The sequence below is a fragment of the Pseudomonas sp. XK-1 genome (assembly GCF_038069885.1).
Lineage (GTDB): Bacteria > Pseudomonadota > Gammaproteobacteria > Pseudomonadales > Pseudomonadaceae > Aquipseudomonas.
This window is the reverse complement of the sequence record NZ_JBBPES010000007.1, coordinates 224,771-244,463: the sequence shown is the minus strand read 5'-3', so window position 1 is coordinate 244,463 and position 19,693 is coordinate 224,771. Positions and strand designations below refer to the sequence as shown.

The window sequence follows — 19,693 nt, the reverse complement described above, 5'->3', positions numbered from 1 at the left end:
GCAGTGTAACTGCCTTGGAATTTTGTAGGGTGCGCTGTGCGCACCAGCAGGCGGGTGGCATGCATTGGTGCGCAGACCGAGTACGCCTACGCCGCCGGCAGACGCAGGGTAAATACCGCACCCTGCTCGCCATTGGTCGCCTCCAGGCTGCCGCCCAGTTCGCGCACGATGCCGTAGGACACCGCCAGGCCCAGGCCCAACCCCGCGCCTACCGGCTTGGTAGTGAAGAAGGGTTCGAAGACATGGTCCAGCGCCTCGGCGGCGATGCCGCCGCCGCTGTCGGCGACGCTGAGCAGGCAGGTGTCGGCCTGGCGCTGGATACGGATATGCAACTGCCGCGTTTCGGCAGACGCCATGGCATCCAGGGCGTTGTGCAGCAGGTTGAGCAGCACCTGTTCGAGGCGGATGGCATCGCCAAGGACCATGGCCTCGCCCTCGATCTCGCAGTGCAGTTCGACATTTTCGCTGCGTATGCGCGGGGCCAGCAGTTGCAGGGCCTGGTCCAGCACATCACTCAGGCGCAAGCGCTCGCTGAGGCCCGCCGGGCTCTTGCGGGCGAAGGTTTTCAGGTGCCCGGTCAGCCCGGCCATGCGCTGCAACAGGCCGTCGATACGCTGCAGGCCCTCGCGCACATCGGCCTGGCGGCCGCTGTCGAGGAGCAGGCGCAGGCTGCCCAGCTGCATCTGCATGGCGGTCAGCGGCTGGTTGATTTCATGGGCCATGGCCGCCGACATCTGCCCCAGGGCGGCCATCTTCGCCGCATGCACCAGGCCTTCCTGGGCCTCGCGCAATTCCGCGGTGCGCAGCGCCACTTCGCGCTCCAGGCGCTCGCGGATACCGGCCTGCAGGCGCTGGTTCTTGCGCCGCTGGGCGAGAAACAGCAGGAGAAAGGCCAGGGTCATCCACACCCCGGCGGCGGCCAGGCGATAGCTGCGCACGCTGTCAACCAGAGCCTGCGGCTCGAGCAGCAAATGCAGGGTCCAGCCTTCGCCCTCCAGGGCCAGGCGTTGCCAGAGGTAATCGCGCGGACCATCCGGGCCCTCGACCCGCCGCCACTGGCTGTCGCTATCGATCTGCCGGCGCAACGTGCTGGGCAGCGGCTGCAGGGCCTGCTCGGCATACTTGCGCACCTCCACCAGCTCGGCGCGGGCCTGCTCGCTCAGCTCACTGAGCACGCGAAAACGCCAGGCCGGCTTGTTGCTGAGGATCACCACCGAGTAGCTGTCGGCCACCAGCAACACCCCGGACTGGCTGGCCCATTCGCGCTGCAGCTCCTCCAGTTCGAGCTTGACCACCAGCACGCCGAGCACCACGCCGGCTTCATCGAGCACCGCGTGGGATAGGAAATAACCCGGTATCCCGGTGGTCACCCCCACCGCGAAATAACGCCCGGCAGACTGGCGCACGGCATCCTGAAAATAGGGGCGAAAGGCGTAGTTGTTGCCAACGAAACTGCTCCAGTCGCGCCAGTTGCTCGCCACCAGGGTTTCGCCCTGGCTGTCGAGCAGGTATAGCACGGTGGAGCCCGCTGCGGCGTTGAGTTGCTCCAGGCGCTGATTGAGCTTTTTGCGCAGCAGGCGATCATCCGGAGCACGCAGCAGCGAGCGGATATCGCTGTCCAGAGCCAGCACCTCGGGCACCGAGCGGAAGCGCTCGACCAGGGTATGCAACGACTGCGCGTAGAGCTGCAGCTGACCCTGAGCCTCCTGGCTGCGCAGCTCCCAGGCACGCTGCTCGGCATAACGCCCGGCCAGCCAGATGCTGGCAAACAGGCCGAGGCCGATCAGCAGCACGATCAGCAACACCCGGTAGCGGCCCTGAGGTTCGGACATGACGAGAATCCCGAAAAAGATGCGCCATGGTAAGCCATGGTCGCCCGACAGGTCGCGGGCTTCAGCGTCGTCTCAGCCAACCCGATGAAGACGGCGGCACTGACCCCGGGCGATACGCAGCCGATTTATCCACAGCAGTTACCAGGCATCACTCTGTGATCTCGCCCGGCAAAAAAATGCTCAATCGACAACCTGGGCCAGGCAAAACTTGTCTCGCTCGACAACAAGTCACTAAGGTACTTATCTCTATCTGCCGCTCCACCCGAGCAAGCCGGCTCGGGTTACCGCCATCAAGGATGATCGACATGTTTCCTGCCCACAGGCTTACCGCCCCGCTGCTCGCCAGCGCCCTGTTGCTCTGCACCGCCACCAGCCAGGCGGCCAGCACCCATTGCCCAGTGACGCTTGATCAGTCGGATCAGCACAGCCTGCCAGCGCTTCTGCAACAGGCAATTGCGGGGGATGCCTGCGCCCAGTTCAATATCGGTTATCACTTCTATACCCAGCAGGACTACCCCGAGAGTGAACGCTGGTACGCCGAAGCCGCCGACCAGGGGGTTGCCCGTGCCGCCTTTGAAATTGCCATGCTTTATCGCGACAAGCTCCTGCCTGGCGACGATTCCGAGCGCAAGCGCTGGTTGAACCAGGCCGCCGAACAGGGCCTGGCCCTGGCTCAGGTTGAACTGGGCATCGACTACCTGGAAAACCCGGGCGACCAGGATGAACGCTTCCAGGCCATGCACTGGTTTGAACAGGCCGCGCTACAAGGCGACATCCAGAGCCAATATCTGCTGGGCGAGCTGTACTGGAGCCGTGACAGCGGTGTGGAATTTGCCGCCAGCGGCGATGAGCGCGCGATCCATTTCAGCAGCAGCGACAGCAAAGCGCTGTACTGGATCTGCAAAGCGGCACAGAGCAACCATGCACCCGCGCAATTCAGCCTGAGCCAGGCCTACGGCACCGGCAGTGGCATGCCGCTCAATCGTGACCAACAGCAACTGTGGCTGGAAGTGGCCGCCCGCAACGGCAGTGAAAAAGCCAAGGCGCAGCTGGATGACAGTGACCTGGCCTGGTACACCCGCCTGGAAAAGTGGGGAAAGCGGCAGATGATCGACGAAACCGCTAAGTGTCCAGACTCAGCCCTGGAAAATGACGCGTAACAGCCAGGCCACCACGAAAGGAATCAGCATGCGCCTCTCATATATCGCTTCTCTGCTCGTACTCGGCCTGACGGCATTTCACGCCAGCGCACGCGACAGCAATGAAGTGGTCAGCGCCGAGCGCCAGGACCCAGCCGTCTCAACTGCCGTACGCCAGGCCCAGGCCGGCCTGACAGAGTTCCTGGCCCTGGCCGCCAAGCCGCCAGCCAATACCAGTGGCTTCAAGGTTCAGGTCATGGTCGAGGACAGCAACGGTATTGAAACCTTCTGGATCACGCGCTTCCGGCCGCTTGAACAAGGCTTTATCGGTGAAGTGGCCAACCAGCCGCGCGTCGTCAAGAGCGTGACCTGGGGCCAGCAGCTGCGCTTTACCCGCGAACAGATCACCGACTGGGGCTACCTGAAACACGGCCGTCAGGTCGGCAGCTTCACCATCTGCGCGCTGTTCAAGGAGATGCCCGCTGAACAGGTGGAGTACTACCGCAGCCAGCACGGCTTCGACTGCTGATAGCGGCGAAACCTTGCGGGCTTCGGTAATAGGCTCTGGTCAGACCTGCCGCTCTGCGCGGGCCGATGGAGGGGTGCGGGGTATCGGCTGAGGCGTTATCCACAACCGTAGGATGTGGTTGAGCCTGCGATACCCATCAGGGGTTTTGCCAATCCACAGATTGGAGTGGCCACGGCATGGGTAGCGCTACGCTCAACCCATCCTACGCGCTACTGCCGAGCGCCCGCTAAACCAGACGCGCAGTGACCCCTCACTCGGGCTGGTGACAGACCACGCAGAGCTTGTTGCCGTCCGGGTCGCGAAAGTAGGCAGCGTAGTAGTCCGGGTGGTACTCGGTGCGCAGCCCCGGCGCGCCCTCACAGTGCCCGCCATGGGCAAGCGCCAGCCGATAGGCCTGCTCGACCTGGGCCCGGCTCTGCGCCAACAGCGCCACCATCTGCCCGTTGCCTGGGTGATGCGGGGCACCATCATGGGGTTTTCCGATCAGCAGCAGCGGCCGGGGCTCCGGCTTCGATTGCCAGGCCACCCAGGGTTTGTGCTCGTCGAGAAAACGCAACTTGATACCCAGCAGCGCCATGATCGGCTGGTAGAAGGCCAGCGCGCGCGGAAAGTCGCTCGCACCGATGCAGATATGGGAAAACATGGGCTTGCTCCCCGGAGATAAATCAGGATCTGCCGAGGATACTCCGCCATCGGCGTCGTCTGCGGCAATACCGCCTCGCCGCCCTGTTCTTCCCCAGGGCCATCCCACGCTGGCCCAACCCGAGTCATCGAAGCACGCGTTGAACGGCCAACCGGCGTAAGCACCCATCCGCGGGACGCGAACGTCCGTCCCGCGGCGGAAATTCGACTGTGCCGCGCGAGGCTGATGGTTGAGGCGCTCTAGCCCGAGCTGCTCAGCCTGGTCGATAGAGATCGGCGCGGGTCCAGGGCAGCGAATGGCTGCCGTCGTCCAGGGGTTTGACCGCGAGAATCTGGTGCAGGTTGATCCAGCCATGGGCAAAGCCATAGGCGCACCCGGCCAGGTACAGCCGCCAGATGCGCAGGGCCTGTTCCGGCACCAGTCGGGCGGCCTTGTCCAGCTGCGCCTCCAGGCGCTCGCTCCATTGCTGCAGGGTGCGCGCATAGTGCAAGCGCAGGCTTTCCACATCGACCACTTCCAGGCCCGCATCGCTGAGGCAGGCGGTCATGGTCGCCAGGTGCGGCAGCTCGCCCTGGGGAAACACATAGCGTTCGATAAACTCGCCGGCACCGCGGCCAACGGGGCGGCCATCGCTGTGCTTGGCGGTGATGCCGTGGTTCATCACCAGGCCGCCGGGCCTGACCGCGGCGAACAGGCGCTGGCAGTAGAGCGCCAGATTTGCATGGCCGACATGCTCGAACATGCCGACGCTGACCACCTTGTCGAAACGCTCGTCCTGCGGCAGGTCGCGGTAATCCAGCAGTTCCAGGCGCACCTGATCGCCCAGGCCCTCCTCCGCCACCCGCCGCCGACCCAGTTCCAGCTGCGCCCGGCTGAGGGTGATGCCGAGCACCTCGACGGCGAACTCCCGCGCGGCGAAACGCGCCAGGCCGCCCCAGCCGCAACCGACATCCAGCAGGCGCTCGCCAGGCTGCAGGCGTAGCTTGCGGCACAGGTGGCGCAGTTTGGCTCGCTGGGCCTGGTCGAGGTCTTCATCGCCGTTTTCATAATAGGCGCAGGAGTAGATCAGCTCTCGGTCGAGCCACAGTCCGTAGAAGTCGTTGGACAGGTCGTAGTGGTAGCTGATGGCCTGCGCATCGCTGGTCTTGTCATGCCGAGCACGCAGCGGTTCGGCGCTGACGGCGTCATCCAGCAGGGTCCGACTGAGCGCATCGCCCACCTCGATCACCGTCTCGATCGGCCCTTCCAGATCCAGCCGCCCTTCGACATAGGCACCGCCCAGCACGTCCAGGCTGGGGTGAGCCAGTTGCGTCACCAGACTGGGATCTTTCACCACCATGGTCAGGCGCGGATTGGGCCCGAGGTCCAGCTGTTTGCCATCCCACAGGCGCAGGCGCAGGGGCAGCTGCAGTTCATGCAGGCGCGGCGGCAGATAGGCGAGCATCACATATCCCTCCGTACAGTCATCACTGAAAGCTTAGTTCAGATGACTGCTGCGCTCGGGCATGGGTTCCGTTGCGCACGGCTATTGGCCAGCCTAGTTAACCGCGCTGCAGACGCCGCAACAGCGAACGCAGGTCATCCAGCGCCGGTACGCTGGCCAGAGCAACCAGCAACAGGGCCAGAGGGAGGGTAGCGATATAGCCGAGACGGTTGAAGCCGAAGGCCCCGGCCAGCCCGCCGAGAAAGAAATACAGGCCCAACAGGGCGAGCACCCGCAGCCGTTGCCGGTCGGCCACAACGCCAATCTGGTGGCCGACCTTGCGCCGGTTCCAGTAGAACAGCTTGCCCAGTTCGATGCCGATATCGGTAACGATGCCGGTGATATGGGTGGTGCGGATTTCCGCCCGTGACAACTTGGTGATCAGGGCATTCTGCAGGCCCATGATGAAGCACAGCAGCATTACCGTCAGCGGCACGAACAGGCCCTCGATGCTCGCCAGGGTCGCGCCGAGAAAGCCGAAACACAGCAGCAGGAAAGCCTCGAACAACAGCGGCAGGGCGTTCACGCTGTGCATCCGCCGCCGCCGGGCATAGCTGACCATCATGGTCGAGCAGATGGCCCCGAGAAGAAACGACAGCACCCCGCCCAGGCCACTCAGCACCGGGGAATAAGCCCCCATGGCGATATTGTCGGCCATCGCCGAGACGATCCCGGTCATATGCGAGGTGTACTGCTGCACCGCGAGAAAACCGCCGGCATTGATCGCCCCGGCGACAAAGGCCAGGGCAAAACCCAGATGACGGTTGGCAATGGCAGTGCGCCTGCGCCCGGTCAGGCGGCGGGCATAGCGGATGGGCATAGGATACCTGCGTGGCGAAGTGGCGCGAGAGACTCAGAAATGAATCTCTGCACCTTTGATGCCGAGTTGCCGCAACTCCTCGATGAGCATGTTCAGGTCGGCGAAGGACTCCACCTGCTCCTGGCCATCGACCAGAAAGAAGCTGGTGCCCGCGCCCTTCTTGAACAGCACGATCCACTCCTGGGTATTGGCCGGGTTGACGATGACATGGGTATCGAAGAACACCCCGGCAGCCTGCTTGCTCTTGACTTCTTCTCGCTGCATCAGCGCACCTCCTTACTCAACCGTTACGCTCTTGGCCAGGTTACGCGGCTGGTCAACATCGGTCCCCTTGAGCACGGCGACGTAGTAGGACAGCAGCTGCAGTGGAATGGTGTAGAGGATTGGTGCCAGCAGGTCGTGGATATGCGGCATGTTCACCACGTGGGTGCCCTCGCCGTTGCTCATGCCGGCCTGCTCGTCGGCAAACACCAGCAGCTCGCCACCACGGGCACGAACTTCCTGCAGGTTGGATTTGAGCTTTTCCAGCAGCTCGTTGTTGGGTGCCACGGTGACCACCGGCATATCGCTGTCCACCAGCGCCAATGGCCCGTGCTTGAGCTCGCCAGCCGGGTAGGCTTCGGCGTGGATATAGGAGATCTCCTTGAGCTTGAGCGCCCCTTCCATAGCCACCGGGTACTGCGCGCCACGCCCGAGGAACAGCGCATGGTGTTTCTCCGCGAACAGCTCGGAAACCTTCTCCACCACCCCGTCCATGGCCAGGGCTTCGCCCAGGCGGGTGGGCAGGCGGCGCAGTTCATCCACCAGCTCGGCTTCCAGCGCCTTGTCCAAAGTGCCGCGCACCTGGCCGAGGGACAGGGTCAGCAGCATCAGGGCGACCAGCTGGGTGGTGAAGGCCTTGGTCGAGGCCACACCGATCTCCGGGCCGGCATGGGTCAGCAGACACAGGTCGGATTCGCGCACCAGGGAGCTGATGCCGACGTTGCAGATCGCCAGGCTGGCCAGGTAGCCGCCCTGCTCATGGGGCAGCGCCTTGGCGTTGCGCAGGGCGGCCAGGGTGTCGGCGGTTTCCCCGGACTGGGAGATGCTGACAAACAGCGTGTCCGCCTGAACCACCACCTTGCGGTAGCGGAACTCGCTGGCCACTTCGATCTGACAGGGAATCCCGGCCAGCTCTTCCAGCCAGTAACGGGCGACCATGCCGGCATGGTAACTGGTGCCGCAGGCGACTATCTGCACGTTGCGCACCTTGGCGAACAACTCGGCAGCTTGCGGGCCGAAGGCCTGGACCAGCACCTGGTTGCTGCCCAGACGGCCCTCCAGGGTGCGCTGCACCACCTTGGGCTGCTCATGGATTTCCTTGAGCATAAAGTGGCGGTACTCACCCTTGTCGGCGGCTTCCGCGCCTTCGTGGTACTGCACGCTTTCGCGCACCACCGGCTGGCCGCAGACATCCCAGATCTGCACGCTGTCGCGCTGGATCTCGGCGATATCACCCTCTTCCAGGTACATAAAGCGGTCGGTAACCTGACGCAGGGCCAGCTGGTCGGAGGCGAGGAAGTTCTCGCCCAGGCCCAGGCCGATCACCAGCGGGCTGCCGCTGCGGGCGGCGAGCAGGCGGTCCGGCTGCTTGGCGCTGATCACCGCCAGGCCGTAGGCACCGTGCAGCTGCTTGACCGCTTCTTTCAGAGCATCGGCCAGATCGGCGTGGCTCCTGAGGGTGTATTCGAGCAGGTGGACGATGGTTTCGGTGTCAGTATCCGAGCTGAACACATAACCCAGGCCCTTGAGGCGCTCACGCAGTTCTTCGTGGTTTTCGATAATGCCGTTGTGCACCACCGCCAGCTCTTGACCCGAGAAGTGTGGGTGAGCATTGCGCTCGCTCGGTGCGCCATGGGTGGCCCAGCGGGTGTGGGCAATGCCCAGACGGCCAGCCAGGGGCTGCTCGTTCAGGGCACCCTGCAGCTCGGCGACCTTGCCCACCCGACGGCTGCGCTGCAGCTCGCCCTGCTCATTCAACAACGCCACACCGGCACTGTCGTAACCGCGGTATTCCAGGCGCTTGAGGCCTTCAACCAGCACGGCGGTGATATTGCGTTCGGCGACTGCGCCTACGATTCCACACATAATCTTCTCCTTAAGAGGCTTCGAGCGGCGCGAGAATCAGCTGGATACCTCGCGCGCTTAATTGTTCGGCCGCCTGGTCATCCAGGCGCTCGTCGGTTATCAGGGTATGGATGCCGCTCCAGGGCAGCTCCAGGTTGGGAATCTTGCGGCCGATCTTGTCACTCTCGACCATCACCACCACTTCACGGGCCACATCTGCCATCACCCGGCTAAGCCCGAGCAATTCATTGAAGGTGGTAGTGCCACGGCTCAGGTCGATGCCATCGGCACCGATAAACAGCTGGTCGAAATCGTAGGAACGCAGTACCTGCTCGGCAACCTGCCCCTGGAAGGATTCCGAATGCGGGTCCCAGGTACCGCCAGTCATCAGCAACACCGGTTCATGTTCCAGCTCGCTGATGGCGCGGGCCACGTTCAACGAGTTGGTCATCACCACCAGACCGGGCTTGTGGCCGAGCTGCGGAATCATCGCCGCGGTGGTGGTGCCGCTGTCGATAATGATCCGCGCGTGTTCGCGAATACGCGCCACCCCGGCGCGGGCGATGGCCTGCTTGTAGGCCGATACCGGTTGCGCGGCCTCGCCGATCAGTTCCTGGGGCATGGGCACCGCGCCGCCATAACGGCGCAGCAACAGGCCGCTCTTTTCCAGGGCAGCAAGGTCTTTGCGAATGGTCACTTCGGAGGTGGCGAAGGCTTTCGACAACTCATCCACGCTCACTTCCCCTTGCTCGGCGAGCAGGGCAAGAATGGTGTGGCGACGTTGCGGTGTATTGCGCTTCGACATGCTTAAGTTTCGATTCGAAAGATAATGGCGCGAATCAAAACCTAATGAAGCTTTTTCGTCAAGCGGGAATCGACATCTGGCGGGTGTACCCAAGCCAATTCAGCGCGTTTTCAGAAGCTGGTTGGGGTCCAGATAGAACATCTTCTTCCAGCCTTGGGTCGACTCGTCCGCCCGCCAAGGCAACGGCAGCAGGCTGACAATCGAATAATGCAAGTGCGCCGGTTTGCCTTGCGCGTTACCTGTATCGCCAACCGTACCCAGCAGGCTGCCGGCCAGCAGCGGTTGGCCTGGGTAGGCGTCGATGGTTTGCAAATGGGCGTAATAATGAATGCGCCATTTCGGCCCCAGGGCGACCACCACCTTGCCGCCCTGCGCGATTTCACCGCGAAACAGCACCACCCCATAGCTGCTGGAGCGCACCGGCGTGCCGAATTTGGCGAAGATGTCGATGCCCTTGTGCACGCCGGAGCGGCCCCAGGGTTCAAACCAGAAGGTGCGCGGATTCCAGTCCCGGGCACTCGCGCCCTGCACCGGAATCTGCGGCCACTCAGGCAGCGAGGCCCAGATGAGAAACAGCGCCGGTATTATCCAGCGTTTGCGTAAAGGCATCCTTGCCAACTCCATCAGGTCTTCTTGGTCGGCCGCTTCCAGCCTTCGATATTGCGCTGCTTGGCGCGGCCGACCGCCAGGGTGTTGGCCGGCACATCGGCGGTAATCACCGAACCGGCACCGGTGGTGGCACCATCCCCCAGGATCACCGGTGCCACCAGTGCACTGTTGGAGCCGATAAACACGTCTTCGCCCAGTATGGTCTTGAACTTGTTAGCACCATCGTAATTGCAGGTGATGGTGCCGGCCCCGATATTGGTTCGCGCGCCGATCTCGGCATCGCCCAGGTAGCTCAGGTGGCCGGCCTTGGCACCCTCGCCCAGCACGGCGTTCTTCAGCTCGACGAAGTTACCCACATGGGCGCGGGCTCCCAGCACCGAACCCGGACGCAAACGGGCAAACGGGCCGCAATCGGCACCCTCTCCCACTTCAGCACCTTCCAGATGGCTGTTGGCTTTGACGATGGCACCTTTGCGCAGGGTGCTGTTCTTGATCACGCAGTTCGGGCCGATCTGCACACCATCTTCGATCACCACCCGGCCTTCGAGGATCACATTGATATCGATCGATACGTCGCGGCCCACAGTCACTTCGCCGCGCAGGTCGAAACGCGCGGGGTCGATCAGGGTCACGCCCTGCACCATCAACCGGCGCGCGGCGCGGTACTGGTAATGACGCTCCAGCTGCGAAAGCTGGATGCGGTCGTTGGCACCCAGCACTTCCATCTCGTCAGCCGCCTGCTCAGTAGCGACGACCAGGCCATCGGCCACGGCCATGGCGATCACGTCAGTCAGGTAGTACTCGCCCTGGGCGTTGCTGTTGGACAGTCGACCTAGCCAGTCCCCCAGTTTTTGCCCCGGTACGGCGAGGATGCCGGTGTTGCCTTCACTGATCAGACGCTGCTCGGCGCTGGCGTCCTTGTGTTCGACGATGGCGTTAACCACGCCCTGCTCATCGCGCACGATACGGCCGTAGCCGGTTGGGTCTTTCAGGTTAACAGTCAGCAGGCCAAGCTGTTGCTCGCTGACCTGTTGCAGCAGACGCTGCAGGGTCTCCACTTCGATCAGCGGCACGTCGCCATAGAGAATGAGCACGCGCTCGGCGCTCAAGGCCGGCAGCGCCTGGGCCACGGCATGACCCGTGCCCAGCTGCTCGCTCTGCAGTACGAAATTCAGGTCATCCGCCGCCAGTCGCTCGCGCACCAGTTCCGCACCATGGCCAATCACCACATGGATGCCCTGGGGTTTAAGCAGGCGGGCGGTGTCGATCACATGGCCAAGCATGGATTTGCCGGCAACCGGGTGCAGCACCTTGGGCAGGGCCGAACGCATGCGGGTGCCTTGGCCGGCGGCGAGGATAACGATATCGAGAGACATGTAGGGCAGATCCTATTGAGTAGCCTGGATGCAATCCGGGCTACCTGCTAAATAACAGGCAAAGAAAAAGGGTAGCCAAGGCTACCCTTTTACTTATGCACAATGAAGCAGGTGGCTTATTAGCCGCCGAACTTCTTGCGCAACTGCTGAACGGTACGCAGCTGGGCTGCAACCTCAGCCAGGTGAGCGGCCGCGGAGCCGTAATCGAATTCCGCGCCTTTCTCATGCAGGGCCTTCTCAGCAGCCTTAACGGCTTCCTGAGCAGCAGCTTCATCGATATCGGCAGCACGCTGCACGGTATCAGCCAGCACTTTCACCACACTCGGCTGAACTTCCAGAAAACCGCCGGAGATGTAGAACACCTCGCTAGCGCCGCCCTGTTTGACCAGACGAATCGGACCCGGCTTGAGGTCGGTGATCAGCGGCGCGTGGCCTGGAGCGATACCGATATCACCCAGGTTGCCGTGCGCAATCACCATCTCGACCAGACCGGAGAAGATCTCGCCTTCTGCGCTGACGATGTCGCAATGGACTGTCATAGCCATGTCTAACCTCACGTATCGATCTGTTTACACACTACTACGCAAATAAACAGACCGTAAGCGCCCGTTGCCGGGCGCACGGGTGATTACAGTTTCTTCGCTTTCTCAACAGCTTCTTCGATGCTGCCAACCATGTAGAACGCCTGCTCTGGCAGGTGATCGTAGTCACCTTTCAGAATGCCGCTGAAGCCGGCAATGGTGTCCTTCAGGGAAACGTACTTGCCTGGCGAACCGGTGAAGACTTCGGCCACGAAGAACGGCTGGGACAGGAAGCGCTGGATCTTACGAGCACGGGATACCAGCTGCTTGTCTGCTTCGGACAGTTCGTCCATACCCAGAATCGCGATGATGTCCTTCAGCTCTTTGTAGCGCTGCAGTACGTACTGCACGCCGCGAGCGGTGTCGTAGTGCTCCTGGCCGATAACCATCGGGTCCAGCTGGCGCGAGGTCGAGTCGAGTGGATCGACCGCTGGGTAGATACCCAGGGAGGCGATGTCACGGGACAGTACAACGGTGGCGTCCAAGTGGGCGAAAGTGGTCGCCGGGCTTGGGTCGGTCAGGTCGTCCGCAGGTACGTATACGGCCTGGATCGAGGTGATCGAACCGGTCTTGGTCGAAGTAATACGCTCTTGCAGAACGCCCATTTCTTCGGCCAGGGTCGGCTGATAACCCACTGCCGACGGCATACGGCCGAGCAGTGCGGATACTTCAGTACCGGCCAGGGTGTAACGGTAGATGTTGTCCACGAAGAACAGAACATCACGGCCTTCGTCACGGAACTTCTCGGCCATGGTCAGGCCGGTCAGTGCTACGCGCAGACGGTTGCCTGGTGGCTCGTTCATCTGACCGTAAACCAGGGCTACCTTGTCGAGAACGTTGGAGTCCTTCATCTCGTGGTAGAAGTCGTTACCCTCACGAGTACGCTCACCCACACCGGCGAACACGGAATAACCGCTGTGCTCGATGGCGATGTTACGGATCAGTTCCATCATGTTTACGGTTTTGCCTACACCGGCACCACCGAACAGACCGACTTTACCACCCTTGGCGAACGGGCAAACCAGGTCGATAACCTTGATGCCGGTTTCCAGCAGCTCGTTGGAGCCAGCTTGTTCGGCGTAGGAAGGTGCAGGACGGTGAATGCCCCAGCGCTCTTCTTCGCCAATCGGGCCAGCTTCGTCGATCGGGTTGCCCAGCACGTCCATGATCCGGCCCAGGGTTTTCACCCCAACCGGTACCTGGATACCTGCGCCAGTGCTGCCGACGTTCAGGCCACGCTTGAGGCCTTCGGTCGAACCCATCGCAATGGTACGTACCACGCCGTCGCCCAGCTGCTGCTGAACTTCCAGGGTGGTTTCGGCGCCGACTACTTTCAGCGCTTCATAAACACTCGGCACTTGATCACGCGGGAATTCCACGTCGATAACGGCACCGATGATTTGAACGATACGTCCGCTACTCATCTTTGGTTCCTCTGAATATTTGAACCGTGCTTAAACCGCGGCAGCGCCGCCGACGATTTCCGAAATTTCCTGGGTGATCGCTGCCTGACGTGCCTTGTTGTAAACCAACTGCAGGTCTTTGATGATATCGCCAGCGTTGTCGGTGGCGTTCTTCATCGCGATCATCCGGGCCGCTTGTTCAGCCGCGTTGTTCTCAACCACTGCCTGGTACACCTGCGACTCCACATAACGCACCATCAAGCCGTCGAGCAGCTCCTTGGCGTCGGGTTCGTACAGGTAGTCCCAGTGGTGCTTGAGTTCTTTATCCGGATCGGCCACCAGCGGAATCAACTGCTCCACTGTCGGCTTTTGCGTCATGGTATTGATGAACTTGTTCGAGACCACGGACAAACGATCGATGCGACCATCGAGGTAAGCATCGAGCATTACCTTGACGCTACCAATCAGATCATTGATCGACGGTTCTTCGCCCAGGTGGCTGATCACAGCAACGATGTTGCCACCAAAGTTGCGGAAGAATGCCGCACCCTTGCTGCCAACCACGCAGAGATCGATCTCCACGCCTTGCTCGCGATTGCTCACCATGTCCTTGACCAGAGCCTTGAACAGGTTGGTGTTCAGACCACCACACAGACCACGGTCCGAACTCACCACGACATAACCGACGCGCTTAACTTCGCGCTCGATCATGAACGGATGACGGTATTCCGGGTTGGCGTTGGCCAGATGACCAATAACCTGGCGGATACGCTCCGCGTAGGGACGGCTAGCCACCATGCGCATTTGTGCTCTGCGCATTTTGCTGACCGCCACCTTTTCCATGGCGCTGGTGATCTTCTGCGTGCTTTTGATGCTCGCAATCTTGCTGCGAATCTCTTTTGCGCCTGCCATTTGACACCTATCGGGTTAGCAAGCGGGGACCTCGCGGTCCCCGCTGCGGCTTACCAGGTTTGGGTGGCCTTGAACTTCTCGATACCGGCTTTCAGCTGGCCATCGATGTCGTCATTGAAGTCACCCTTCTCGTTGATCTTCGCCAGCAGTGCGGCGTGATCCCGGTTGAAGTAAGCAATCAGGGCCTGCTCGAATGCACCAACTTTGGCGACTTCGATATCGACCAGGAAACCACGCTCGGCGGCATACAGCGACAGCGACATGTCGGCGATCGACATGGGCGCATATTGCTTCTGCTTCATCAGCTCGGTAACGCGCTGACCGTGCTCAAGCTGCTTACGGGTGGCTTCGTCCAGGTCAGAAGCGAACTGGGCGAATGCCGCCAGTTCACGGTACTGAGCCAGAGCGGTACGGATACCACCGGAGAGCTTCTTGATGATCTTGGTCTGTGCAGCACCACCCACGCGAGATACCGAAATACCGGCGTTGACCGCAGGACGGATACCCGAGTTGAACATGGCCGATTCCAGGAAGATCTGACCGTCGGTGATGGAAATCACGTTGGTCGGAACGAACGCGGAAACGTCGCCCGCCTGGGTTTCGATGATCGGCAGAGCGGTCAGGGAACCAGTTTTGCCGGTCACAGCGCCATTGGTGAACTTCTCAACGTACTCTTCGGATACGCGCGATGCACGCTCCAGCAGACGGCTGTGGAGATAGAACACGTCGCCTGGGTAGGCTTCACGGCCTGGTGGACGGCGCAGCAGCAGGGAAATCTGGCGGTAAGCCACTGCTTGCTTGGACAGATCGTCATAAACGATCAGCGCGTCTTCACCACGGTCGCGGAAGAATTCGCCCATGGTGCAACCGGCGTACGGTGCAATGAATTGCAGTGCAGCGGATTCGGAAGCGGAAGCCGCGACAACGATGGTGTTAGCCAGCGCGCCGTTTTCTTCCAGCTTGCGCACCACGTTGGCGATGGTCGATTGCTTCTGACCGATGGCTACGTAGACGCACTTAATGCCGCTGTTTTTCTGGTTGATGATGGCGTCGATGGCCAGAGCGGTTTTACCGATCTGACGGTCACCGATGATCAGCTCACGCTGGCCACGGCCAACCGGGATCATGGCATCGACCGACTTGTAACCGGTTTGCACCGGCTGGTCGACCGACTTACGCCAGATCACGCCCGGCGCAACCTTTTCAACAGCGTCGGTAGCGACGTTGTTCAGCGGGCCTTTGCCGTCAATTGGGTTACCCAGTGCGTCGACAACGCGACCCAGCAGTTCCGGACCAACCGGAACTTCGAGGATGCGGCCAGTGCACTTGGCGCTCATGCCTTCGGCCAGGCTGGTGTAAGCACCCAGCACAACAGCACCGACGGAGTCTTGCTCCAGGTTCAGTGCCATACCGTAGACACCGCCCGGGAACTCGATCATTTCGCCGTACATCACATCGGCGAGACCATGAATGCGCACGATACCGTCGGAGACGGACACGATGGTGCCTTCGTTACGGGCTTGAGAGGCGACATCGAGTTTCTCGATACGCCCCTTGATGATTTCACTTATTTCGGAAGGATTGAGTTGCTGCATAGCTCTGCTGCCCCTTCAAACTCAAGATTTCAATGCTTCGGCCAGCTTCGCGAGTTTGCCGCGAACTGAGCCATCGATAACCAGGTCGCCGGCGCGGATTACGACACCACCGATCAGGGTGGCATCCTCCGCGGCGTGCAGACGCACTTCTCGGCCGAGCCGTGCACTGAGAACCTTGGCGAGTTTGTCTTGCTGTTCATCGCTCAATGCGAAGGCACTGGTAACGTCCACGTCGATCGACTTTTCCTGCTCGGCCTTATACAGCTCGAACAGTTCAACGATCTGCGGCAACAGGGCCAGACGATCGTTTTCAGCGACGATGTGAATGAAATTGCGTACCTGGGCGTCGAACTTGTCACCACACACCTCGACAAAGGTGGTGGCCTTATCTGTACTCGTCAAACGCGGAGCCTTGAGCATGCTCTGCATGGTGTCGTCTTGCGACACCGCTGCAGCCAGGCCGAGCATGGCTGACCAATTGGCCAGCTGCTGGTGGGCCTGGGCATACTCAAAGGCAGCCTTAGCGTAAGGTCGGGCCAGCGTGGTCAGTTCTGCCATGATCGCGCCCTCGCTTAAATTTCGGCTGCCAGTTTGTTAACCAGCTCCGCATGCGCGTTTTGGTCGATAGATACGCCCAGAATCTTCTCGGCACCGCTAACGGCCAGGCTACCCAATTGGGCGCGCAGCGCGTCTTTGACACCATTCAGTTCCTGCTCGATCTCGGCCAGAGCCTGGGCCTTCACACGGTCAGCTTCGACACGGGCCTGATCACGGGCTTCGTCGACGATCTGAGTTCCGCGCTTCTTGGCTTGCTCAATGATTTCAGCAGCTTGGCCTTTGGCTTCGCGCAGTTGTTGACCCGCTTTCTCTTGGGCCAACTCCAGGTCACGAGCCGCACGGCTAGCAGCGTCCAAACCATCTGCGATCTTCTTCTGGCGCTCTTGCAAAGCCGTAATGACCGGAGGCCATACGAACTTCATGCAGAACAGCACGAAGATGAAGAAGGCAACGGATTGGCCAATCAGGGTTGCATTAATGTTCACGCCAACACCTCGCTCGTTCGTTGTCCGTTCATAACCTCAAGAAATCTTGAGAATTACTGAACTTGGGCCAGGAACGGGTTAGCGAAGGTGAAGAACAGTGCGATACCAACACCGATCATGGTCACGGCGTCGAGCAGGCCGGCGACGATGAACATTTTCACTTGAAGCATCGGGACCATTTCCGGCTGACGCGCAGCGCCTTCCAGGAACTTGCCGCCCAGCAGGCCGAAACCAATGGCGGTACCCAGGGCACCCAAGCCAATCAACAGTGCAACAGCGATCGCGGTCAGACCAACTACAGTTTCCATCTTTCCTCCCGACTTTTACGTCGTATTGGTTAAGGTTTTTCTAAGGGTAAAGCGGTAAAACAAAATCGGTACTTCTGTTGCCCTTGCGGGCGTCCACTAAAAAGCCAAGGCCCCCTCATCCGCCCTTCGGGCACCTTCTCCCGAGGGAGAAGGTCATCAGGTGCGCTGCGCGTCTTTAATGGTTGTCTTCGTGCGCCATCGACAGGTAGACGATGGTCAACATCATGAAGATAAACGCTTGCAGGGTGATGATCAGGATGTGGAATACCGCCCACGCCCACTGCAGTACCACACCCAGGCCACTGAGCCAGAGCAGGCCACTGCCGAACATCACAGCAATCAGGATAAATACCAGTTCGCCGGCGTACATGTTGCCGAACAGACGCAGAGCCAGAGAAATCGGCTTGGCGATCAGGGTGACGAATTCGAGCAGGAAGTTCACCGGAATCAGCAGCGCCTGAACGAACAGGTTCTTGCTGCCGAACGGGTGCAGGGTCAGCTCGCCGATAAAGCCGCCGATGCCCTTGACCTTGATGCTGTAGAAAATGATCAGGGCAAAGACCGAGAAGGCCATGGCCAGGGTGGCGTTAGGATCGGTGGTGGAAACGGCACGGAATGGGATGTGCTCATTACCGCTGATCAGAATGGCCAACTGCGGAATCCAGTCAACCGGGATCAGGTCGATGGCGTTCATCAGAAACACCCAGACGAAAATGGTCAGGGCCAGCGGGGCAATTACCGGGTTACGACCATGGAAGCTGTCTTTCACGCTGCCATCGACGAATTCGACCAGCACTTCGACGAAGTTCTGCAGGCCGCCAGGTTGTCCGGAGGTCGCCTTCTTCGCCGCCATGCGGAACAGCAAGACGAAAAGCAGGCCGAGGGCAACGGACCAGCCGAGAGTATCGACGTGGAACGCCCAGAAACCCATTTCTTTGGCTTCTTGTGCGGTGTGGGCAAAGCCCCAATCACCATTAGGCAGCTGCCCGTAAGTCAGGTTCTGCAGGTGGTGCTGGATATAGCCCGAAGCGGTTTGTTCTGCCATGTTTGCCTCAAACGCCTTAAGGTCTCGGAAGTCTTTTTTTCATCAGCAGGGGCGAAAACCAATTGACCAACTGGGTCAGGAAGAACACGCCAAATACCGCCAGCGGTTCCAGAGGTTTCACACCTGCAAAGGTCAGTGCAAACAGCACTGCCGTTAAAACCAGTTTGCCCGCCTCACCGGCATAAAAAGACCGGACGATGGCTTGAGCAGCCCGCGCTCCACTGAAACGGAACGCCTTGTGGGCGAAATACACATTGGGTAGCCAGGCAATCAGGCCACCACACAACCCGGAGTAACCTGCCACTGCGCCTTGCCACTGCAACAACACCAGGGCCAGCAACAGCAGTACCAGCAGTTGCACCAGCAGCACCGGGAAAACAGCCAGACGATGGAAGGGCAGGCGATTCGGCGTGCGAACGTCCATCTTGTTTTCCTGAAAGCTGAACTCGGGCGTCGGCACCTGAAAGTAAATAAATTGGCATAGTTTGTGCCGACGAAATGCGCGCAGAGTATAGGGGTGCTTCCCCCCCCATTCAACTGTCGGGTAGTGATTTCCGACTACTCGCTACATGTGCAATTGTTTCAGCGGATGTGGGCCAACACACCCTGCAACTCGTCCAGCGAACTGTAGCGAATCACCAACTGGCCTTTTCCCTTCTGCCCATGCTTGATCTGCACTGGAGAGCCCAGGCGCTCGGCCAGGCGCTGTTCCAGGCGGCTGATATCCGGGTCGGTCTTGACCACCATTGCAGGCTTCTCTTTGCTGTTCAGCCACTGACGTACCAGTGCTTCGGTTTGGCGCACGGTGAGGCCTCGTGCGACAACGTGTCGCGCACCCTCGGTCTGCTGTTCCGCTGGTAAACCGAGCAGAGCGCGGGCGTGGCCCATTTCCAGATCGCCGTGGGATAGCAGGATCTTGATCTCTTCCGGCAGGGCGATCAGGCGCAGCAGGTTGGTGATGGTCACCCGGGATTTGCCCACGGCATCGGCGACCTGTTGCTGGGTCAGCTGAAATTCCTGCTGCAGGCGCTGCAGGGCCATGGCTTCTTCGATGGGGTTGAGGTCTTCGCGCTGGATGTTCTCGATCAGCGCCATGGCGATGGCGGCTTCGTCCGGCAGTTCGCGCACCATGGCCGGGATCTTGTCCAGTCCGGCCTGCTGGCTGGCACGCCAGCGGCGTTCGCCGGCAACGATTTCGAAGCGACCTTCGGCAATCGGCCGCACTACGATCGGCTGCATCACCCCGTGGGCCTTGATCGACTGCGCCAGTTCTTCCAGAGCGGTGGCGTCCATATCCCGGCGGGGCTGGTATTTGCCGCGCTGGATCAGGTCCAGGGGCAGGTACTGCAGTTCGCGGCTGTCGACCTGGGCGGCTTCTTCCTGCAAGGCGCTGACACTGGTGCCACCAAGCAGGGCGTCCAGACCGCGTCCCAGTCCTCGTTTCTTCACAGCCATGGGAATTTC

At 60.8% G+C, this 19,693-nt stretch carries 21 protein-coding genes; 2 read left to right on the top strand and 19 right to left on the bottom strand.

Features of this window, described 5'->3' with window-relative positions:
- Positions 1–86: 86 nt before the first annotated feature.
- Positions 87–1,832, bottom strand: coding sequence for a sensor histidine kinase (locus WMW70_RS18980; RefSeq protein ID WP_341439017.1), 1,746 nt, complete (start codon positions 1,830–1,832; stop codon positions 87–89).
- Between the two features lie 305 nt (positions 1,833–2,137).
- Between WMW70_RS18980 and WMW70_RS18975 the strand changes: the two genes are divergently transcribed.
- Positions 2,138–2,992 carry a tetratricopeptide repeat protein gene (locus WMW70_RS18975; RefSeq protein WP_341439016.1) on the top strand — a complete coding sequence of 285 codons (855 nt, stop codon included), beginning with the start codon at positions 2,138–2,140 and terminating at the stop codon, positions 2,990–2,992.
- A 28-nt stretch (positions 2,993–3,020) separates the two neighbouring features.
- Positions 3,021–3,500, top strand: coding sequence for a YegJ family protein (locus WMW70_RS18970; protein WP_341439015.1), 480 nt, complete (start codon positions 3,021–3,023; stop codon positions 3,498–3,500).
- Between the two features lie 250 nt (positions 3,501–3,750).
- On the opposite strand, the gene WMW70_RS18965 is transcribed toward WMW70_RS18970, so the two are convergent.
- The 18 genes from WMW70_RS18965 to WMW70_RS18880 all read right to left on the bottom strand — a co-directional run bounded on the left by WMW70_RS18965 (position 3,751) and on the right by WMW70_RS18880 (position 19,684).
- Complete coding sequence (locus tag WMW70_RS18965; RefSeq protein WP_341439014.1) at positions 3,751–4,143, bottom strand: VOC family protein; 393 nt, start codon at positions 4,141–4,143, stop codon at positions 3,751–3,753.
- Positions 4,144–4,396: 253 nt separating this feature from the next.
- Entirely contained in the window at positions 4,397–5,587 is a 1,191-nt protein-coding gene (cfaB, locus tag WMW70_RS18960) for a C17 cyclopropane fatty acid synthase CfaB (protein ID WP_341439013.1), read from the bottom strand.
- A 97-nt stretch (positions 5,588–5,684) separates the two neighbouring features.
- Positions 5,685–6,446 (bottom strand): YoaK family protein, encoded by a 762-nt coding sequence (locus tag WMW70_RS18955; RefSeq protein ID WP_341439012.1) that lies wholly within the window; start codon positions 6,444–6,446, stop codon positions 5,685–5,687.
- Between the two features lie 33 nt (positions 6,447–6,479).
- Positions 6,480–6,710 carry a hypothetical protein gene (locus tag WMW70_RS18950; protein ID WP_341439011.1) on the bottom strand — a complete coding sequence of 77 codons (231 nt, stop codon included), beginning with the start codon at positions 6,708–6,710 and terminating at the stop codon, positions 6,480–6,482.
- Positions 6,711–6,722: 12 nt separating this feature from the next.
- Positions 6,723–8,573, bottom strand: a complete 1,851-nt coding sequence (glmS, locus tag WMW70_RS18945) for a glutamine--fructose-6-phosphate transaminase (isomerizing) (RefSeq protein WP_341439010.1) — start codon at positions 8,571–8,573, stop codon at positions 6,723–6,725.
- Between the two features lie 10 nt (positions 8,574–8,583).
- Positions 8,584–9,357 (bottom strand): DeoR/GlpR family DNA-binding transcription regulator, encoded by a 774-nt coding sequence (locus WMW70_RS18940; protein ID WP_341439009.1) that lies wholly within the window; start codon positions 9,355–9,357, stop codon positions 8,584–8,586.
- 99 nt (positions 9,358–9,456) lie between these two features.
- Positions 9,457–9,966 (bottom strand): M23 family metallopeptidase, encoded by a 510-nt coding sequence (locus WMW70_RS18935; RefSeq protein WP_341439008.1) that lies wholly within the window; start codon positions 9,964–9,966, stop codon positions 9,457–9,459.
- 14 nt (positions 9,967–9,980) lie between these two features.
- On the bottom strand, positions 9,981–11,342 hold the full coding sequence (gene glmU / locus WMW70_RS18930; protein WP_341439007.1) for a bifunctional UDP-N-acetylglucosamine diphosphorylase/glucosamine-1-phosphate N-acetyltransferase GlmU: 1,362 nt from the start codon (positions 11,340–11,342) through the stop codon (positions 9,981–9,983).
- Positions 11,343–11,461: 119 nt separating this feature from the next.
- Positions 11,462–11,887 carry a F0F1 ATP synthase subunit epsilon gene (locus tag WMW70_RS18925; protein WP_341439006.1) on the bottom strand — a complete coding sequence of 142 codons (426 nt, stop codon included), beginning with the start codon at positions 11,885–11,887 and terminating at the stop codon, positions 11,462–11,464.
- 83 nt (positions 11,888–11,970) lie between these two features.
- Complete coding sequence (gene atpD / locus WMW70_RS18920) at positions 11,971–13,347, bottom strand: F0F1 ATP synthase subunit beta (protein ID WP_341439005.1); 1,377 nt, start codon at positions 13,345–13,347, stop codon at positions 11,971–11,973.
- 30 nt (positions 13,348–13,377) lie between these two features.
- Positions 13,378–14,238: a F0F1 ATP synthase subunit gamma gene (gene atpG, locus WMW70_RS18915; protein WP_341439004.1), complete on the bottom strand. Its 861-nt coding sequence runs from the start codon at positions 14,236–14,238 to the stop codon at positions 13,378–13,380.
- A 50-nt stretch (positions 14,239–14,288) separates the two neighbouring features.
- Entirely contained in the window at positions 14,289–15,833 is a 1,545-nt protein-coding gene (gene atpA, locus WMW70_RS18910) for a F0F1 ATP synthase subunit alpha (RefSeq protein WP_341439003.1), read from the bottom strand.
- Positions 15,834–15,854: 21 nt separating this feature from the next.
- Positions 15,855–16,391: a F0F1 ATP synthase subunit delta gene (locus WMW70_RS18905; RefSeq protein WP_341439002.1), complete on the bottom strand. Its 537-nt coding sequence runs from the start codon at positions 16,389–16,391 to the stop codon at positions 15,855–15,857.
- 14 nt (positions 16,392–16,405) lie between these two features.
- A complete protein-coding gene (locus WMW70_RS18900) occupies positions 16,406–16,876 on the bottom strand; it encodes a F0F1 ATP synthase subunit B (protein ID WP_341439001.1) in 471 nt (156 codons plus the stop codon).
- Between the two features lie 53 nt (positions 16,877–16,929).
- Complete coding sequence (gene atpE / locus WMW70_RS18895) at positions 16,930–17,184, bottom strand: F0F1 ATP synthase subunit C (protein ID WP_090378669.1); 255 nt, start codon at positions 17,182–17,184, stop codon at positions 16,930–16,932.
- A 175-nt stretch (positions 17,185–17,359) separates the two neighbouring features.
- Positions 17,360–18,229 (bottom strand): F0F1 ATP synthase subunit A, encoded by an 870-nt coding sequence (gene atpB, locus WMW70_RS18890; RefSeq protein WP_341439000.1) that lies wholly within the window; start codon positions 18,227–18,229, stop codon positions 17,360–17,362.
- 16 nt (positions 18,230–18,245) lie between these two features.
- On the bottom strand, positions 18,246–18,653 hold the full coding sequence (locus tag WMW70_RS18885; protein ID WP_341438999.1) for a F0F1 ATP synthase subunit I: 408 nt from the start codon (positions 18,651–18,653) through the stop codon (positions 18,246–18,248).
- A 158-nt stretch (positions 18,654–18,811) separates the two neighbouring features.
- Entirely contained in the window at positions 18,812–19,684 is an 873-nt protein-coding gene (locus WMW70_RS18880) for a ParB/RepB/Spo0J family partition protein (RefSeq protein ID WP_341438998.1), read from the bottom strand.
- Between the last annotated feature and the right edge of the window lie 9 nt (positions 19,685–19,693).

Bases quoted from the DNA above. Each gene is read 5' to 3' on its own strand.
- WMW70_RS18980 (WP_341439017.1), bottom strand. From the start codon at position 1,832: ATGTCCGAACCTCAGGGCCGCTACCGGGTGTTGCTGATCGTGCTGCTG.
- WMW70_RS18975 (WP_341439016.1), top strand. From the start codon at position 2,138: ATGTTTCCTGCCCACAGGCTTACCGCCCCGCTGCTCGCCAGCGCCCTG.
- WMW70_RS18970 (WP_341439015.1), top strand. From the start codon at position 3,021: ATGCGCCTCTCATATATCGCTTCTCTGCTCGTACTCGGCCTGACGGCA.
- WMW70_RS18965 (WP_341439014.1), bottom strand. From the start codon at position 4,143: ATGTTTTCCCATATCTGCATCGGTGCGAGCGACTTTCCGCGCGCGCTG.
- cfaB (WP_341439013.1), bottom strand. From the start codon at position 5,587: ATGCTCGCCTATCTGCCGCCGCGCCTGCATGAACTGCAGCTGCCCCTG.
- WMW70_RS18955 (WP_341439012.1), bottom strand. From the start codon at position 6,446: ATGCCCATCCGCTATGCCCGCCGCCTGACCGGGCGCAGGCGCACTGCC.
- WMW70_RS18950 (WP_341439011.1), bottom strand. From the start codon at position 6,710: ATGCAGCGAGAAGAAGTCAAGAGCAAGCAGGCTGCCGGGGTGTTCTTC.
- glmS (WP_341439010.1), bottom strand. From the start codon at position 8,573: ATGTGTGGAATCGTAGGCGCAGTCGCCGAACGCAATATCACCGCCGTG.
- WMW70_RS18940 (WP_341439009.1), bottom strand. From the start codon at position 9,357: ATGTCGAAGCGCAATACACCGCAACGTCGCCACACCATTCTTGCCCTG.
- WMW70_RS18935 (WP_341439008.1), bottom strand. From the start codon at position 9,966: ATGCCTTTACGCAAACGCTGGATAATACCGGCGCTGTTTCTCATCTGG.
- glmU (WP_341439007.1), bottom strand. From the start codon at position 11,342: ATGTCTCTCGATATCGTTATCCTCGCCGCCGGCCAAGGCACCCGCATG.
- WMW70_RS18925 (WP_341439006.1), bottom strand. From the start codon at position 11,887: ATGGCTATGACAGTCCATTGCGACATCGTCAGCGCAGAAGGCGAGATC.
- atpD (WP_341439005.1), bottom strand. From the start codon at position 13,347: ATGAGTAGCGGACGTATCGTTCAAATCATCGGTGCCGTTATCGACGTG.
- atpG (WP_341439004.1), bottom strand. From the start codon at position 14,238: ATGGCAGGCGCAAAAGAGATTCGCAGCAAGATTGCGAGCATCAAAAGC.
- atpA (WP_341439003.1), bottom strand. From the start codon at position 15,833: ATGCAGCAACTCAATCCTTCCGAAATAAGTGAAATCATCAAGGGGCGT.
- WMW70_RS18905 (WP_341439002.1), bottom strand. From the start codon at position 16,391: ATGGCAGAACTGACCACGCTGGCCCGACCTTACGCTAAGGCTGCCTTT.
- atpE (WP_090378669.1), bottom strand. From the start codon at position 17,184: ATGGAAACTGTAGTTGGTCTGACCGCGATCGCTGTTGCACTGTTGATT.
- atpB (WP_341439000.1), bottom strand. From the start codon at position 18,229: ATGGCAGAACAAACCGCTTCGGGCTATATCCAGCACCACCTGCAGAAC.
- WMW70_RS18885 (WP_341438999.1), bottom strand. From the start codon at position 18,653: ATGGACGTTCGCACGCCGAATCGCCTGCCCTTCCATCGTCTGGCTGTT.
- WMW70_RS18880 (WP_341438998.1), bottom strand. From the start codon at position 19,684: ATGGCTGTGAAGAAACGAGGACTGGGACGCGGTCTGGACGCCCTGCTT.